Genomic DNA, 15978 nt, shown 5'->3' with positions numbered 1-15978 from the left:
ATCCGCTGCTGTCCGGTGGTTCCCGGATTCGTGATGGGAACGGTGTGGACGCGAGCGCCCGGCGAGGACGGTCGCGCGCGGCGGACGGAGTCCGGCTCGTGAGCGGCCCTGCGTCCGACGGGGTGTCCGGACTGCTGGAACCCAACTGTTAATGAAAATTCGGCCGGATCACACGAGTATGGTCGAGAAGCCAACGGTCGAGGAACTCACGCCCCCGGACCGGACACTGATGGGTCCGGGGCCGAGCGACGTCCACCCGCGGGTCCTGCGCGCGATGAGCACCCCCCTCGTCGGGCACCTGGACCCCTCGTTCATCGAGATTATGAACGAGGTCCAGGACCTGCTCCGGTACACCTTCCGGACGGACAACAAGTGGACCATCCCCGTCTCGGGGACCGGATCGGCGTCGATGGAGGCCGCCGTCGGCAACCTCGTCGAACCCGGCGACACGATGCTCGTCCCGACGAACGGCTACTTCGGCGACCGGATGGCGAGCATGGCCGAACGCGCCGGCGGCGAGGTCGTCACCGTCGACGCGCCCTGGGGCGAGCCGCTGGATCCCGTCGACGTAGAGAGGGCCTTCGACGAACACAGCCCGGACGTGTTCGGGTTCGTCCACGCCGAGACGAGCACGGGCGTCCTCCAGCCGTCGGTCCCCGAGCTGACCAGCATCGCCCACGCGAACGACGCCCTGGTGGTCGCCGACACCGTCACCTCGCTGGGCGGCGTCGAGTTCCGGGCCGACGAGTGGGACGTCGACGTGGCCTACGCCGGCCCCCAGAAGTGCCTCTCCTGTCCGCCGGGCGCGAGCCCGCTGACGCTGAACGACGACGCGATGGACAAGGTGCTCGCGCGGGACTCGGAGCCGCGCTCGTGGTACCTCGACCTCTCCCTGCTGGAGGGGTACTGGGGCGACGAGCGGGCCTACCACCACACCGCCCCCATCACCAACGTCTACGCGCTCCGGGAGGCGCTGCGCCTCGTCGCCGAGGAGGGCATCGAAGATCGATGGGCCCGCCACCGCGAGGTCGCGAGCGCGCTGAAGGCCGGCGTCGAGGCGATGGGCCTGGAGATGAACGCCCCCGAGGAGTACTGGCTCCCGAGCCTCAACACCGTCCGCGTCCCCGACGGCGTCGACGACGGCGCGGTCATCCAGTACCTGCTGGACGAGTTCGACCTCGAGATCGCCAGCGGCCTCGGCGCGCTGGAGGGCGACATCTGGCGCATCGGCTGTATGGGTCACTCCGCGCGCCCGAAGAACGTCAGCTACCTCCTGACCGCCCTCGGCGACGCGCTCACCGAGCAAGGAGCCGACGTGGACGTCGACGCCGGGCTGGCGGCGACGAGCGACGCGCTGTAGCGTCGCCGGGGAGACTCGTCACTGGCGGTCACGAGAAGTCCGCCCACCCCGGTCTGAACAGGTGAGAGACGGTCCCGCCCGCTCCGCTCGCGGGCTGTGACTCGTCTGCTCAAATCGGGTCGGGTGAGAATCCACACGCGGCGCTCGAGATTGAGCGCCGCGAGAAGTATCCGCCCTCCCCGATTTGAACGGGGGACAAGTCGATCTACAGTCGACTGCTCTACCAGTCTGAGCTAAGGGCGGGCCGTACCCGAAATTACCCCGCGGTTCGGACTTAAGGGTTATTATTCGGCGGGCGTTCGCGGGAGGGTCACAGGGCGGGGCGCGCAACACGTAAACCGGAGGTCGTCGTACTCGGTGGCACGTGCTCAGCGACTGCATCTACTGTGGCGACCGGCTGACCAACGAGCTCCAGTCGCTGACCTGCGACCAGTGCGACGAGGGGTTCCACGTTCCCTGTGCGCGCGAGGCCGGCGAGTTCAGCGTCGCTGAGGAGTCTCACTTCCTCCGTTCGAACACCTACGCGGTCGACTGCCCGAACTGCGGCGGGTGCTGGAGCGTCGGGTTCGACCCGCGGGAGTGAGACGCCGACGACAGACACGTGTCTGACACAGCAGGAAAGTTGAAATACCCGGCCGACAACGTCTCACACGAGTCGGATGAGCAAGATCACGTTCCGGGCCGACGACGACCTCATCGACCGCCTGGAGGAGTTCGACGCCTCCAAGAGCGAGGTCTTGCGCGAGGCCCTCCGGTCGTACCTCGACGAGGGCGACACGACGACCAGCGGGTCGTCCGACGCCGCCGACGCCGAGACGATCGACGACCTCGTCGCCGACCGCGTCGACGCGATGATCGCGGACCGGCTGGAGACGTACACGCCGCGGTCGAGCCCGCAGGACGTGAATGTAAACATCACGCTCGACGGCGCGAGCGGGGCTGTCGAGGCCGATCAGGTCGACGACCCGGAGCCGGCCCGGGACGTGTCTGACGGGGAGTCGGCGGACGTGTCACACGGCTCCGAGCGCCGTAAGACAGACCCCGGCGGACGCGAAAACAGCGACGCGGACGCGCGTAAGACGTGTGCCCAGTGTGGCGACACACTGTCCGCAGACCACGTCTACTGCCCGAACTGTGGTGAGAAGGCGTCCCGGCGCGTGTTCTGTGACTGCGGCGACGAGCTCCGGTCCGACTGGAGCTTCTGCCCGGGGTGTGGCCGTCGCACCCCCGCTGCCGACGTGCTCGATCAGCCCCGAAGTGGCGCAAACGAGAGGTAGATGGTCCGAGACACCGTAAACGGTGCTTTGTCATACACTCGGCGATAGTTTTAATATCCCCCAGTCTGTGGTACTTCGTGCGTAAGACGGTCGTCTTACACGTCGGCCGCCCCGGTGCCGATGGCGGCGCTGTCGGGCGGTTCCGCCGTGTAAAACAGGGGAACGGGCCGTAAACACGGGCCGTTCGGGCCGTCTTACCCAACAGGGGATCAGAACAATGGAGCGTGTGACACTACGGATTCCGAAGCAGCAGATCGAAGAGGTCGAACAGATGGTCGAGACGGGGGAGTACCCCAACCGGAGCGAGGCGATCCGGTCGGCCGTCCGGGAGATGCTCGCCGAGCAGGAGGGCTCCGAGCGTGCCTCCGAGAAGAGCAAGCGCAAGAAGCGCACGTGGGCGAGGGCCTGACGATGCAGGACATCGTCAACGAGGCCCTCGAACGCGACGAGCAGGAACAGAAGCAGCTGTCCGACGAGGACGTCGACGGGTTCGGGGACCCGCGGATCGTCATCGTCGGCTGCGGCGGGGCCGGCAACAACACGGTCAACCGCCTGTACAACATCGGCGTCGAGGGTGCCGACACCATCGCTGTCAACACGGACAAGCAGCACCTCAAGATGATCGAGGCCGACACGAAGATCCTGGTCGGCAAGTCCCTCACCAACGGCCTGGGCGCGGGCGGCGACCCCTCGATGGGCGAGCGCGCGACCGAGATGGCCCAGGGGACCATCAAGGAAGTGCTGGGCGACGCGGACCTCGTGTTCGTCACCGCCGGGATGGGCGGCGGGACCGGGACCGGTGCCGCGCCCGTCGTCTCGAAGATCGCCAAGGAACAGGGCGCGATCGTCGTCGGGATGGTCTCGACGCCGTTCAACGTCGAGCGGGCCCGCACGGTGAAAGCCGAGGAGGGGCTGGAGAAGCTCCGCAACGAGGCCGACTCCATCATCGTGCTGGACAACAACCGCCTGCTGGACTACGTCCCGAACCTGCCGATCGGCAAGGCGTTCTCGGTGATGGACCAGATCATCGCCGAGACGGTCAAGGGGATCTCCGAGACGATCACCCAGCCCAGCCTCATCAACCTCGACTACGCCGACATGACCTCGATCATGAACCAGGGCGGCGTGGCGGTGATGCTGGTCGGGGAGACCCAGGACAAGAACAAGACCGAGGAGGTCGTCAAGGACGCGATGAGCCACCCGCTGCTTGACGTGGACTACCGCGGCGCGAGCGGCGGCCTGGTCCACATCACGGGCGGTCCGGACCTCACGCTGAAGGAGGCCGAGGGGATCGCCCAGAACATCACCGAGCGCCTGGAGGCCGACGCCAACGTCATCTGGGGCGCTCGCATCCAGGAGGAGTATAAGGGCAAGGTCCGCGTCATGGCCATCATGACCGGCGTCCAGTCCGCGCAGGTGCTGGGGCCGACCACCCAGAAGCAGGCCAACAAGTCCCGCGAGGCGATCCAGGAGGTCGACGACGACACCTCCTTCGACGCCTCCGAGAACTTCGAGGCCAGCGCCGGCAACGGCGGCGGGCAGAGCCACGGCACCGCGAACGGGCACAACGCCGGCGGCCACAGCGGCTACGGCGAGACCGACGGCGGCCGTGACAAGCGCGAGAAGAACAACGGCCTCGACGTCGTCCGCACCAGCGGCGAGTAGCGTTCGACCTCTCGCCTCTCTCCGACGTTTTCCGCGATTCGCGACCGACGAGCGGCGCTCAGACGACCCCCGACTCGTCCGAGCCGGGGACCGCCGTACCGCCGTCGTCCTCGAGGAGTCGGACGGTGTTGGCTCCGAACACGTCGTCGACGTACTTGACGTCGCCCGAGGACAGGCCGACGTACACCACCTCCGCGGCACCGTCGCCGTCGACGTCGGCGACCGCGACCGGCGACTTGGCGGCGTCGACCGCGGAGACGGTCGTCGTGCCGCCGCCGCTTGGCTCGCGGTTGATCTTCAGGTCGTTGCTGCCGTCGATGGCGACGATCGCCGGCGTCCCGTCACCGTCGATGTCCGCCAGCGAGCCGGCACCGATCCCGTTGTTCGAACCGGTCTGTCCGTTGTTGACGTTCCGGATCGGTCCGCTGGGACCGTCGACGTAGCGGAGCTGCTGGCTCCCGTCGGCGAAGACGAGGTCGTCGGTCCCGTCGGCGTCGACGTCGCCGATCCCGACGACCGCCTGCACTCCGTTGCCCGGCGTCGCCACCGTCTGTGGAGCGCCCCCGGGCGTCGCGCGGTAGAGCGTGTCGTGGTTCTGGTTGACGAAGAACACGGACGCGGGACTGCCGTCCCAGCTGCCGATCGCGAGCCGTGTCTTGCTCGTCTCGACGCTGCCCGAGATGTCGCCGCTGTCGGCGACGGTCGTCACGTCGCCAGTGCTGTCGACGACCTTCACCGACTCGCCGGTGGTCACGTACGGGACGTCGGCCGTCCCGTCGCCGGTGACGTCGGTCCCCAGCGGACCGAGCGCCGCGACGTCGCTCGTGTTCGACACCGTCGTGACGCTCCCGCCGTCGCCGGCGACGGCGACCACGCCGCCCGCCGACCCGGTGAAGACGGTCCCGCCGGCGAACCCGCCGGCGACGGCCCCCGACACCTCGAACGCCGAGAGGACGTACGACGACGGCGCACCCTCCCGTTCGGTCCAGACGACCCGGACGGTCTCCCGTTCGGCGTCGACGACGACCGACTCGCCGGCGGCCAGCTCCCGGCCGGCGAGGGCGTCGGGGTCCGCGACGCCCCGGAGCGTCAGCTGTTCGCCGTCGATGGTGTCGCCGGCCTCGTGGACCAGACGGTACTCCCCCGGCGTGTCGGTCGCCACCAGGTCGAGCTTGGCCTGCGGTGCGGGGTCCTGTTGCTCAGTCAGGCCGAAGATGAGCGAACTCGACACCGCGACCAGCAGCAGGACGATCGCCAGCAACAGGACCGTCCCGACCACCGGCGAGAGGGCGCGCGGATCGGCTGGCTCGTGGGACATCAGGGTCTGTCGGCGTTGTCGTCCGGAGGGGCAAAGGTCTTCCCTCCGCCTCAGACCTCGAAACGGCTCACGCGGCTTCCAGGGCATCCAGCAGACTGCACTTCCGGCAGCGGTCCCGCGCGGTCGGCGCGCCGCAGTCGTCGCACTCCCCGAAGTCGGTCTCGCCGTCGCCGTCCTGTGCCGCGGCCGCGAGCGCCGCCAGCTTCTCGTAGCCGGCCATGATCGAGTGGCGCGTCCCGGGGTGGTTCTCCTCCAGGCCGAGCAGCACGTCCTGGATCTCGCCGCGGTAGGCCTCCTCGGCGTGGGGGCACTCGGTGATGTGGGCCGGCAGCTCGGCGAAGCGGGCGTACAACGCCACCTCCTTCTCGGGAACGTCCCGCAGGGGCTTGGCCCGGGGGACGTGGTGGTCCTGGGTCTCGCGCGTGCGGTCGGTCGCCGCGTCGTCGGCGTCGAACGGCCCCAGCGAGGCGTCGAAGTGCTGGGCCATCTGCTGGACGTCGCCCTCCAGGAAGTTCATCAGGGCCGTCTCGGCCTCGTCGTCGAGGTTGTGGCCGGTCAGCAGTTTGTCCGCGTCCAGCTCCTCGGCGTACCGCGAGAGGATATCCCGACGGAACACGCCGCAGTACGCGCAGGCGGCCATCCCCTCGGGGTCGTCCTCGACGACGTCGTCCATCCGCACGTCGAACTCGTCGTCGTAGGAGACCACCTCGTGGCGGATGCCCAGGTCGTCGGTCAGTTCCACACTGGCGTCGAGACTCTCGTCCCGATACCCCTCGATCCCCTCGTGGATCGAGAGGGCGACGAGTTCGATGCGGGGGTCCTGCTCGAAGGTCTCGTGGAGGATCTGCGTGAGCACGACGCTGTCCTTGCCGCCCGAGAGCCCGATCACCCACGTGTCCGGGTCCTCGGGCGTGGCGTCGTCGGGCACCAGGCCGTCCTCGCGGACCCGGCGGCGGACCCGCGTCTCCACCGACCGGCAGAGGTGGTGCTCACAGAGGTGCAACCCCGAGTAGGCCGCGTGCAGGACGGCGTCCGCGCCGCACTTGTCGCACTCCATCACCTGAGCCTACGCGGCCGTGGTGGTGAGGGTTTCGTCTCGGCCTCGGCCGTCGGCGACCCCGACGGGCCCCGCTCAGAGCGCCGACGGGCCCCGTTCGAGCGCGTCCAGCACGGTGCCGACGTGCCGGTCGCGGGCGCTGGAGCTGAACAGCTCGTGGCCGCCGTCGTACAGCCTGATCCGGTCGGCGGGCAGGCGCTCGCCGACGGCGCGGGGGTCCACCACCCGATCGGTGAGCGTACAGAAGGCGACGGCGTCCTCGCGGGCCGGCGGCAGGGCGGCGTGGGCCTCGCGGACGGTCCGGAAGAACGCCGGGGAGCCGGCGTCCGGGCCGTCCGCGAGCTGTTCGTCGGTCGCCAGGTCGCCGATGGCCTCGGGTTCGAGGCTCCCCGTCGGGATCACCGGCCGCGACACCGGGAGGCTCGTGATGGCCCTGACCGCGAACTCGGGCAGCGGGAAGTCGCTGCCCCACCACGGGCTGAGGTAGACGCGGTTCGTCGCGCCCGGGAGGTCCGCGTGGGCCGCCGTCAGTCCGCCTGCGCTGTGAGCCAGCACGGGGACGTCGTCGAGGTCGGTCGCGTACCGCTCGACCGGCCCGACCCACTCGCGCCGGTAGTCGGTGATGTGCGTCGGCAGTTCGACGGCGTGGACGGTGTAGCGCTCGGCCACCCGGTCGACGAGCCACTGGACGTGCTCGTGACGGCAGCGGTTCCCCCACCCCAGCACGAGCAGACAGTCCCGCTCGTGGCCCTCGTCGTAGACGCGGACGTTCATGGCCGGGGCTGACGAGACCGGGGGCAAAAGGTGTGACCGTCGGACGGCCGACTTTTTACCCGGCGGCCCCGTCGCGTCTGCCGTGAGCGACGACGAGCGCGACCCCGAGGCGAACCTCGAACAGTGGCAGGAGGCGATGCAGGCCGAACACGCCGAGGCCATCGCGAACCCGGCCCCCGACGAGACCCACCGCATCGAGGGGGTCACGCAGGTCAGCTACCGGGTGACGTTCGACTACGACCCGGACGCCGACGGCCTGTCGCGGGCCGAGCGCGAGCAGGTCGACGACCTCGCCGACCCGGAGCTGTTCTCGTGTGCCTGTGGCGTCCGCGGGATGACGCGCGAGGAGGCCCGCGAGCACGTCGCCGCGGCCCGCGAGGCCGACGGCGAGTGAGCGCGGAGCGTCAGCGCTTTGCCCGCCGAGCCGCTACCGACACGCGATGAGCGAGGGGCTAGACCGCGCCGCGGCCGTCGAGCGCGTCGAGGAGATCGTCGCGACCGTCGAGGAGGAGACGATGCCGGTCCCCGTGCGCGAGGTGTGGGTGTACGGCGACGTGGCGCTGGGCCTGGACCCCGTCGAGCGGCTCGACGTCTACGTCACCAAGGACATCCTGTTCAAGGACGCACCCGAGCGGGCCGAGGAGTTCCAGCGAAGCCACGGCGTCGACGGCGTCGGCAAGACTGTCCGGGCCGAGTGGGCCGACGAGCACCCCGAGTACCTGCGGGCCAACGCGGGGGGCCACGCCGCCCCCGAGAAGTGTCTCGCCGCCCACCTCCTGCCCGACACCGACGAGCCGATCCATCTGGAAGTGTGTAACGCCTCCTTCGACGACAACGTCACCCAGCGGCTGCAGGGCGCGATGGCACGCGAGGACTACGAGCAGATCCTCGACCCGCGCGGGGCCTGCCTGTGGGTGGAGGGGACCCGCTCGGCGGAGGCCTTCGAGAAGCTCCGGAACGGCGACTTCGTCCTGCCGACGCTGTCGGGCGCGCTGGAGATGCTCGGGATGGACGAGGGGGAGGCCGACGAGGCCGCCGACGCCGTGCGGGCCTACCGCGAGCGACAGGACGGGACGACGGTGCGGGGCGACGTGGTGTGACCCTGCCCGATCAGTAGCATCAATTGACATATGTGAGCCGACGGTAGTGTTCGTCGTCCCGTATGAGCGACCCGATCCCCCGGCGGATGACCGCCGACGTCGACGACGACTTCGTGGTGTTCCGCATCGGCATCCGTATCAACAAGCTCTGGAAGGTCCACAGGTGGCTCCCCGTCTTCCTCGCGATGCCGCGGATGCTGCGGGAACTGGAGTCCGATCCCGACAGCGGGCTGTTGCGTTACCGGACCAGTTTCGGGCTGAGGAACGCCACGCTGACGCAGTTCTGGCGGTCCTTCGAGGATCTCCACGAGTACGCCCACGACGCCGACGCGGAACACCTCCCGGCGTGGCAACGGTTCAGCAGCGAGGTCGGGCAGAGCGGGGACGTGGGCATCTGGCACGAGACGTACCGCGTACGGCCCGACGACCACGAGTCCGTCTACGTCAACATGCCGCCGTTCGGTCTCGGAGCCGCGACGGACCTCGTGCCCGCCACCGGCGACCGGGAGACGGCAGCGGACCGTCTCGGGCCGCCAGCCGACGGCGAGTCGGCGGACGACGACTGAGCGACGACCCAGTTCTTTTGTCGAGCGCCGCGTATCGCCGCCGATGGCTCAACTGGTCTCCCTCGCGGTACGGACCCTCCACGTCCTCGCCGTCGCCGTGCTGGTCGGCGGGACCGCTGCCCTCTGGTACGGCTACCGGTCGGGGGCGCTCTCGACGCTGGCCCCGGCGCGCACCTACGAGTGGCTGTTCTGGGGCGCGCTCGGGGTCGTCGTCCTCACCGGCGTCGGCAACCTCGGCGCGCTCGGGCCGCCGGGACCGGGCACCGACTGGGGGCGGACGCTGCTCCTGAAACTGCTCGTCGTCCTCGCGGTGGTGCTGGGGTCGGCTGTGCGCACGCTGGCGGTGGTCCGTACCGCCGACGGGTCGGCCCTCCGTCCCGAGGCCGGCCACCCGGGACCGTTCGCCCGGGCCTACGGCGCGACGGCCGGCGCGCTCGCCGCGCTCGTCGTCCTCGCGGAGGTGCTGGCCCATGGCTGACGTGCTCGCCGGTCGGCGACCGTCGCTGCTGGCGTGGACGCTGGCGACGCTCGACGCCGCGGTGTTCGTCCTCGTCGCCGTCCTCGCCGCGCACGCGACCGGCGCGCTCGCGGGCCTGCTCGCCGGCCTGAACACGCTCGTCGGCGTCGTCGCCTTCCTGCTGCTGTGGGGGCTGTTCGTCGTCGCCGTCCGGTGGGTGCTGGCCGACGCCTCGCTGGCCGAGTCGTCGCTCGGGACGCTCGCGGCACGTGGCGTCGCCGCCGGCGGCGTCGCGGGGATCGGGACCGTCCTCGCGGTCGTCGGCGTCGCCGTCGTCCCGTCGGTGCTGACCGGCGGCATCGAACCGCTCTCGGTCGCCCTGATCGCGCTCGTCGGCAGCGGCGTCGCCGCCGTCGTCGGGAGCGTCGTCGGGCTGCTGCTCGGCCTCGTCGACCTGGCGCTGTTCCGGGTCGCCGGGGCGGTCGTGCCGGCCCCCGCCGAACGCGAGGGTGCGCCCCCGGCTACACCCGACCGACCGTGACGAAGAATGGGACGGTCTCGCGCCGCTCGTACTCCTCGGCCCGCATCTGGGCGACGACGTCCCGCCCCATCGCCCGCCAGCGCTCCCGCAGGGCGTCGTACTCCTCGACCGTGGTCCCGCCGTTGAGGATCGTCTCGCGGTCGCTGGCCAGCGACTCCCCCGTCGCCTTCCGCCGGGCGGCCCGCACCGCGCCGTCGCCGTAGGGCGGCTCGACGGTCCGCTGCTGGTCGTAGCGCCGCGTCGAGACCACGTCGAGTCCCGCCGCCTCGAACAGGTCCGCGGCGTCGGCCCCCAGCGCCACGTCCGTCTCGACGCCGTCGAGGAAGTACCGGCGGGCGCGCCGGGCCAGCGGCGGTTCGGCGTCGACGGTGGACTCGACGGTGACGGCGGCGTTGTTCGGTTCGACGGCCGCCACCCGGTCGCCGGCGACGCGGGCGAACTCCCGCACGGCGGCGGCGGGGTCGGGGAGGTTGATGAGCAGCGCCTGGCAGACGACGAGGTCGAACGCGTCGTCGGCGAACGGGAGCCGCGTGGCGTCGCCCCGCACGACCGGCCCGTCGACCGCAGACAGCAGGTCCGCGTCGGCGTCCAGGCCGACCACCTCGCCGGGACACTCCTCGCGGAGGACGCGGGTGAGTTCGCCGGTACCACACCCCACGTCGAGCGCGCGCTCGCAGTCGGCGAGCGCGAGGTCGGCCAGCGCCTCCCGGGAGTCGGCCCACATCCCCGTGCGGGTCGCGTCGAGGTAGTCGGCGGAGAACCTGCGCACACCGGACGATGGGGCAGCGGCGACAAAAACGGGTCGGTCAGCGACGACCGCTCGCCCGGGACGCCCGACTCACGCCTCGCGCAGTTCGTGGACGCGGTCGACGTTCCACGCGAAGCTCTTGCCGTCCTCGGTGGGGGTCTCCAGCACCAGCGGCACGTCACGGATGGCCTCGTGGTTGACGAACGCCCGCATCCCCTCGACGCCGATCTCGCCCTCGCCGACGTGGGCGTGTTCGTCCTTGTTCGTCCCGCACTCGTGTTTCGAGTCGTTGAGGTGGACGCAGGCGAGGTCCCCGAACCCGACCACGTCGTCGAACGCCGCGAGCGTCTCGTCGACGGCCGCGGGCGTCGAGAGGTCGTAGCCCGCCGCGAACAGGTGGGCGGTGTCCAGACAGAACTCGATCTCCTGGTCGGTCCGCTCGCGGACGGTCGCGAGGTGGTCGAACTGATCGCCGAGTTTCGTCCCGCTGCCGGCGTCGGACTCGACGAGGACGGTGACACCGTCGGGGACGTCGAGCTCGTCCAGCGCCGAGGCGGCGTTGTCCAGCCCGCCGTCGACGCCCGCGCCGGTGTGAGCGCCGAGGTGGACGTTGACGTACTCGACGCCGAGCTTGTCGGCGGCCTCGACCTCCTTCTGCATCGAGTCGACGGACTTCTCGCGGAGGTCCGCCTTCGGCGTACAGAGATTGACGAGGTACGAGGAGTGGATCACCCACGGGCCGACGTCGTGATCCTCGCTCAGCTCGCGGAACCGCTCGGCCTCCGCGTCCTCGATGTTGGGGTCCTGCCAGACCTGCGGCGAGTGCGAGAAGATCTGTCCGCAGTTGCCGCCGTACTCGACCTGCTCCTCGACGGCGTTGTACGCGCCGCCGGCGATGGAGGTGTGGGCTCCGACCTTGAGCATACGACTGGGTCGGGCGCGGCGGGGCAAAGCCGTTCCGGAGGCGGCGAAGGCGGCGGAGCCGACAGGTCGTCGGCCCCTCAGACCCACTCCCGGGCCGGCGGGACGACGCCCAGCGTCGCCGCGACGAGGTACGCGCCGAAGGCGAGGCAGACGACGCCCACCGCGACTCGGACCAGGTCGAGGCCCCCAACGAGGAGCGAGAGTCCGATGCCGCCGACGGCGACGCCGACCCCGACGAGCAACACGGTGCCGACCGCGCCCAGGATGGCGTCCTCGACCGCTCGCCTGACGATCTCGTACAGTTCCGCGTCGGTCCGCTCGGCGTAGCCGCCGTCCGGTTCGTGGCTGGAGGGGTCGTCTGAATCGGGGGCCATAACCGGGCGTTCGACGGGCCGCCCCAAAGGCCTCACGCCGGTCAGGGCGACCGGCGGACCCACTCGTCGGCGGCGTACTTCTCGTCGGCCAGCTCGCGGGCGCGGGCGAGTTCGTCGTCGGTCCACGCGCCCGCCTCGGCGTCGACCCACTCCGTCAGCGTCTCGGTGAGCGTCTCGACCACCTCGCTCCGCCGGACGTCGACGTACTCGTCGATCGCGCCCACCCGCTCGCGGAAGGCGACGGGGTCGGGCTCGCCGGCGAAACAGCCGCAGTGTCGCTCGGGCCGCAGCGACACCGACAGCGAGCCGTGCTGGACGACGGCGTCCCGCTGTCGGTACTGGGCGTTGCCCGCGAGCTTGCGGCCGTCCGGGCCGACGACGTCGTGGGCCGGGTGTAGCGCCCGCAGGTAGCAGGCCGGCTGGTGGACGGCCTCGCGCTCCCCGCTCACGAACGCCGCGTCGATCCCGATACCTTCGAGGGTATCGAGGATCGGCCCGCAGAACAGCTCGTAGCAGTCCAGCAGGTCCCCCGGGACGGCCTCGGCGGGCGCGACGATCCCGTAGGAGAGGTCGGCGTGACCGTCGTGGTAGATCGCGCCGCCGCCGGTGGGGCGGCGCGTGACGCCGATCCCCTCGCGCTCGCAGAACGTCCAGTCGACGCTGTCGGGGTCCTGGTTGTACCCCAGCGAGAGCGCGTCGGGCCAGGTGTACACTCGTACCGTCGCGGGGCCGCCGGCCGCGGCCGTCTCCGCGGCCACCTCCTCCAGGGCCATCGTCAGCGGGCCGGGGTGGCGTTCGGGGCCGACGACCCGCCAGTCGAGGTCCGCGAGCGTCATCGCCGGCGCTTGGGGGGGCAGGAGATTATGGGTTGCGGCGCGACGCCGGGCCGTCGTGCTGGTCGAGGACGCTCGCCATAACGTGGCGTTCGGCCTTGCGTAGGTGTTCGGCGGCGGTGCCGGGCGAGCAGTCCAGCCGGTCGGCCACGTCGGCGGTGGTCCCCTCGCGGGGGCTCTCGTAGTAGCCGCAGTCGACGGCCGCCGCCACCGCCGCGAACTGCCGGTCTGTCAGGCCCGCGGCGGTGTCCAGCCGCCGGCTGTCGTACTCGCCGACCGACAGCACGTCGACCGAGATGCCCGTCGGAACCGACTCCGTGGCCGCCTGGACAGCCTCGCCGGGGCCGACCAGCGTCAGGCGGACGGTGCCGTCGGCGTGGTAGCCCACCGGCGAGGCCGGACAGAGCCGCGAGCGCCGCATCGCGTCGACGAGGCCGGCCCCCACGTCGGAGGGCCGGTCCCGGACGTAGAGGTAGAACGTCTCGTCGGGACACGTCGAGATGGCGTACTCCGCGACCTCGTCCGTCGCCTCTAGGGCCGCCCGGTAGGGGTCGGGCGGCCAGCCGTCGACGTGGAAGAGGAGCGTCTGGACCTCGCTCCCGACGTCGTTGCCCCGCAGCAGGTAGCTGGCGTCGTAGCCGTCGGTCTCGACGACGAACTGGTGCATCGGGTGGCGCTTGGCCGGCCCCATCGAAAGCGAGAGGCGGACGTACTTCACGACGCACTCGTTGCGGTTCCCGATATAAAGGTCCCTCGTGTGTGTGGCAGCAAGACGACGGGAGTGGCGGTCGATGGGGCACCTATGGCACACGCTGTCGCGACCGCGGAGGGCGAGGTCCCCGACCTCGCCGCCCCGGTCAGCGAGCACGTCCTCGACACCGAGACACATCTGAACGCCCCGGCGATCGTCGTCCGGGCCGACGAGGTCCAGGCGGTGCTGTCGGCGCTGAAGACCGAGTCGGGCCTGGACCACTGCGCCTGCGTCACCGCCCAGGAGTACGCCGACCGCTACGAGTCGATCTACCACCTGCGGAGCTACGACGACCCGACCCGCGAACTGTCGGTGGTCGTCCCCCTCCCCTCGGACGACCCCACCAGCGAGTCCGCCGCGCCGGTGTATCCCACCGCCGAGTGGCACGAGCGCGAGGCCTACGACCTCGTCGGCGTCGAGTACGAGGACCACCCCGACCTCCGGCGCATCCTCCTGCCCGAGACCTGGCAAGGCCACCCGCTCTCGCGGGACTTCGACGGCGACGAGCCACAGATCGTCCCGTTGCGGGAACACGCCCACCTGCTGGAGGACACCCGCGAGGGCCAGGACACGATGCACCTCAACGTCGGGCCACACCACCCCTCGACCCACGGCGTCCTCCACGTCAACGTCGAACTCGACGGGGAGACGGTCGCCGCCGTCGACCCCGACATCGGCTACATCCACCGCTGCGAGGAACAGATGTGCGAGTCCGGCACCTACCGCCACCAGATTATGCCCTACCCCGACCGCTGGGACTGGGGCGGCGGCGGCCTGCTCAACGAGTGGGCCTACGCCCGCGTCGCCGAGGACCTCGCCGACATCGAGGTGCCCGAGTACGCCCAGGTCATCCGGACGATGTGTGCCGAACTCTCCCGAATCCTCTCGCACATGCTCGCGCTCGCGACCTACGCGCTGGACGTGGTCGGGGAGTTCACCCCCGTCTTCCAGTGGGGCGTCCGCGACCGCGAGGTGGTGATGGACATCGTCGAGGACCTCACCGGCCAGCGGCTGATGTTCAACTACTACCGGCTGGGCGGGGTCGCCTGGGACCTGCCCGAACCCCGCGAGGCGTTCTTCGAGAAGATCTACGCGTTCCTCGACGACCTGCCCCACAAGCTCGAGGAGTACCACACGCTGCTGACGAGCAACGAGACCTTCCAGATGCGCACCGTCGACACCGGCCACTTCGATCCGGAGGCCGCGAAGGCCTACGGCTGTACCGGCCCCGTGGCCCGCGGCTCGGGCGTCGACTACGACCTCCGGCGGGACGACCCCTACGGCTACTACGACGAGCTCGACTGGAACGTCGTCACCGAGGACGGCTGTGACAACTTCAGTCGCGTCCTCGTCCGGCTGCGCGAGGTCGAGGAGTCCGCGAAGATCATCGAGCAGTGTGCGGACCTGCTGGCGGAGTGGCCCGAGGACGACCGCGAGATCCAGGCCAACGTCCCCCGGACCCTGCGGCCCGATCCCGACACCGAGATCTACCGGGCGGTCGAGGCCGCGAAGGGCGAGCTCGGTATCTACATCCGCTCCGACGGCACGGACACGCCCGCTCGCTTCAAGATCCGCGGCCCCTCCTTCTCCCACGTCCAGGCGCTGGGCGAGATGGCCGAGGGCGAGTTCGTCCCCGACCTCGTGGCGACGCTGGGGAGCCTCGACACGATCATGGGCGAGGTCGACCGCTGAGTGGTCAGGACGAGACCGGGACGTCGCCGATCGGAACGTCGTGGGTCTCGGTCGTCGCGGCCGCACCCTCGCCCCGGACCGTCGTCACGGTGACGCTGGCCGGGCGCTGGCCCTGTGGGAGGAGCCACGATCCAGTGACGCTCCCGGTCGCCCCCGGCGCGAGGGACCCGGTGGTCGCGTCGGGGCCGGCGACCGTCCGGCCCGCGCGCGTCGTCGCGACGCCCAGCCGGAGTTCGTAGGCCTCGTCGCCGGTGTTCTCGACTGCGACGCGGAGCGTGAACGTCCAGCCCTCGTCGCCGGTGACCACGCTGGCCCGCTCGATCCGCTCGACCGGCGCGGTGGCGGCGAGGATCTCCTCGCCCTCGGTCGCGCCGTCGACCGCCGGGGTCTCCGTCGCCGCCCCGCCGTCGCCGCCGCCGACGACGTAGTGGCTCAACAGGCTCCCGAACGTGAACACCTCGATGACGATCGGGATCGCGATGGCCAGGACCACCAGCACCCGCACCAGATCGCCCTCGTCCGGCCCCTCGTCGTCGAACAT

20 protein-coding genes and 1 tRNA gene are annotated in these 15978 nt (G+C 70.7%); 11 read left to right on the top strand and 10 right to left on the bottom strand.

From position 1 onward, the window contains the following. The first annotated feature begins 178 nt into the window (after positions 1–178). On the top strand, positions 179–1360 hold the full coding sequence (locus tag P0592_RS10345) for a pyridoxal-phosphate-dependent aminotransferase family protein (RefSeq protein ID WP_276270810.1): 1182 nt from the start codon (positions 179–181) through the stop codon (positions 1358–1360). A 169-nt stretch (positions 1361–1529) separates the two neighbouring features. Here P0592_RS10345 and P0592_RS10340 read toward each other — a convergent pair. Beyond that, positions 1530–1603: transfer RNA gene (locus tag P0592_RS10340), tRNA-Tyr, on the bottom strand. A 121-nt stretch (positions 1604–1724) separates the two neighbouring features. On the opposite strand from P0592_RS10340, the gene P0592_RS10335 reads away from it, so the two are divergent. The 4 genes from P0592_RS10335 (at position 1725) to ftsZ (ending at position 4302) form a co-directional block, all read left to right on the top strand. Continuing rightward, complete coding sequence (locus P0592_RS10335; RefSeq protein ID WP_276270809.1) at positions 1725–1943, top strand: hypothetical protein; 219 nt, start codon at positions 1725–1727, stop codon at positions 1941–1943. Between the two features lie 76 nt (positions 1944–2019). After that, positions 2020–2637: a double zinc ribbon domain-containing protein gene (locus P0592_RS10330; RefSeq protein ID WP_276270808.1), complete on the top strand. Its 618-nt coding sequence runs from the start codon at positions 2020–2022 to the stop codon at positions 2635–2637. 217 nt (positions 2638–2854) lie between these two features. Continuing rightward, a complete protein-coding gene (locus P0592_RS10325) occupies positions 2855–3046 on the top strand; it encodes a ribbon-helix-helix domain-containing protein (RefSeq protein ID WP_276270807.1) in 192 nt (63 codons plus the stop codon). A 2-nt stretch (positions 3047–3048) separates the two neighbouring features. Next, entirely contained in the window at positions 3049–4302 is a 1254-nt protein-coding gene (gene ftsZ, locus P0592_RS10320) for a cell division protein FtsZ (protein ID WP_276270806.1), read from the top strand. 58 nt (positions 4303–4360) lie between these two features. Here ftsZ and P0592_RS10315 read toward each other — a convergent pair whose 3' ends face one another. The 3 genes from P0592_RS10315 to P0592_RS10305 form a co-directional block, all read right to left on the bottom strand. Then, on the bottom strand, positions 4361–5620 hold the full coding sequence (locus P0592_RS10315; RefSeq protein WP_276270805.1) for an FG-GAP repeat domain-containing protein: 1260 nt from the start codon (positions 5618–5620) through the stop codon (positions 4361–4363). 67 nt (positions 5621–5687) lie between these two features. After that, entirely contained in the window at positions 5688–6677 is a 990-nt protein-coding gene (ncsA, locus tag P0592_RS10310; RefSeq protein ID WP_276270804.1) for a tRNA 2-thiolation protein NcsA, read from the bottom strand. Positions 6678–6752: 75 nt separating this feature from the next. Beyond that, complete coding sequence (locus P0592_RS10305; RefSeq protein ID WP_276270803.1) at positions 6753–7451, bottom strand: alpha/beta fold hydrolase; 699 nt, start codon at positions 7449–7451, stop codon at positions 6753–6755. Positions 7452–7587: 136 nt separating this feature from the next. On the opposite strand from P0592_RS10305, the gene P0592_RS10300 reads away from it, so the two are divergent. From P0592_RS10300 to P0592_RS10280, 5 genes are all read left to right on the top strand, one after another. Next, on the top strand, positions 7588–7845 hold the full coding sequence (locus P0592_RS10300) for a hypothetical protein (protein ID WP_276273928.1): 258 nt from the start codon (positions 7588–7590) through the stop codon (positions 7843–7845). A gap of 46 nt (positions 7846–7891) precedes the next feature. Next, positions 7892–8551, top strand: coding sequence for a DUF7095 family protein (locus P0592_RS10295; protein WP_276270802.1), 660 nt, complete (start codon positions 7892–7894; stop codon positions 8549–8551). A 62-nt stretch (positions 8552–8613) separates the two neighbouring features. Then, complete coding sequence (locus tag P0592_RS10290) at positions 8614–9117, top strand: DUF4188 domain-containing protein (RefSeq protein WP_276270801.1); 504 nt, start codon at positions 8614–8616, stop codon at positions 9115–9117. 43 nt (positions 9118–9160) lie between these two features. Further along, positions 9161–9595: a CopD family protein gene (locus tag P0592_RS10285; protein WP_276270800.1), complete on the top strand. Its 435-nt coding sequence runs from the start codon at positions 9161–9163 to the stop codon at positions 9593–9595. After that, positions 9588–10115 (top strand): DUF7965 family protein, encoded by a 528-nt coding sequence (locus P0592_RS10280; protein ID WP_276270799.1) that lies wholly within the window; start codon positions 9588–9590, stop codon positions 10113–10115. Before P0592_RS10285 ends, P0592_RS10280 begins: the two co-directional genes overlap by 8 nt. Here P0592_RS10280 and P0592_RS10275 read toward each other — a convergent pair. The 5 genes from P0592_RS10275 to P0592_RS10255 all read right to left on the bottom strand — a co-directional run bounded on the left by P0592_RS10275 (position 10096) and on the right by P0592_RS10255 (position 13712). Next, positions 10096–10839, bottom strand: coding sequence for a class I SAM-dependent methyltransferase (locus P0592_RS10275; RefSeq protein ID WP_276273927.1), 744 nt, complete (start codon positions 10837–10839; stop codon positions 10096–10098). The genes P0592_RS10280 and P0592_RS10275 overlap by 20 nt on opposite strands. Positions 10840–10953: 114 nt before the next feature. Then, positions 10954–11787, bottom strand: a complete 834-nt coding sequence (locus P0592_RS10270; RefSeq protein ID WP_276270798.1) for a deoxyribonuclease IV — start codon at positions 11785–11787, stop codon at positions 10954–10956. 77 nt (positions 11788–11864) lie between these two features. Continuing rightward, a complete protein-coding gene (locus tag P0592_RS10265) occupies positions 11865–12161 on the bottom strand; it encodes a hypothetical protein (RefSeq protein WP_276270797.1) in 297 nt (98 codons plus the stop codon). A 41-nt stretch (positions 12162–12202) separates the two neighbouring features. Next, positions 12203–12997: a lipoate--protein ligase family protein gene (locus tag P0592_RS10260; RefSeq protein WP_276270795.1), complete on the bottom strand. Its 795-nt coding sequence runs from the start codon at positions 12995–12997 to the stop codon at positions 12203–12205. A gap of 25 nt (positions 12998–13022) precedes the next feature. Beyond that, the gene (locus P0592_RS10255) at positions 13023–13712 is read right to left on the bottom strand and encodes a helix-turn-helix domain-containing protein (protein ID WP_276270794.1); all 690 of its coding nucleotides are present in this window, start codon (positions 13710–13712) and stop codon (positions 13023–13025) included. 84 nt (positions 13713–13796) lie between these two features. Between P0592_RS10255 and P0592_RS10250 the strand changes: the two genes are divergently transcribed. Next, on the top strand, positions 13797–15437 hold the full coding sequence (locus tag P0592_RS10250) for an NADH-quinone oxidoreductase subunit D (RefSeq protein WP_276270793.1): 1641 nt from the start codon (positions 13797–13799) through the stop codon (positions 15435–15437). Between the two features lie 4 nt (positions 15438–15441). Here P0592_RS10250 and P0592_RS10245 read toward each other — a convergent pair whose 3' ends face one another. Beyond that, a complete protein-coding gene (locus P0592_RS10245) occupies positions 15442–15978 on the bottom strand; it encodes a hypothetical protein (protein ID WP_276270792.1) in 537 nt (178 codons plus the stop codon).

This window comes from Haloarcula litorea (assembly GCF_029338195.1).
Lineage (GTDB): Archaea > Halobacteriota > Halobacteria > Halobacteriales > Haloarculaceae > Haloarcula > Haloarcula litorea.
This window is presented reverse-complemented; position numbering and strand designations above follow the sequence as displayed.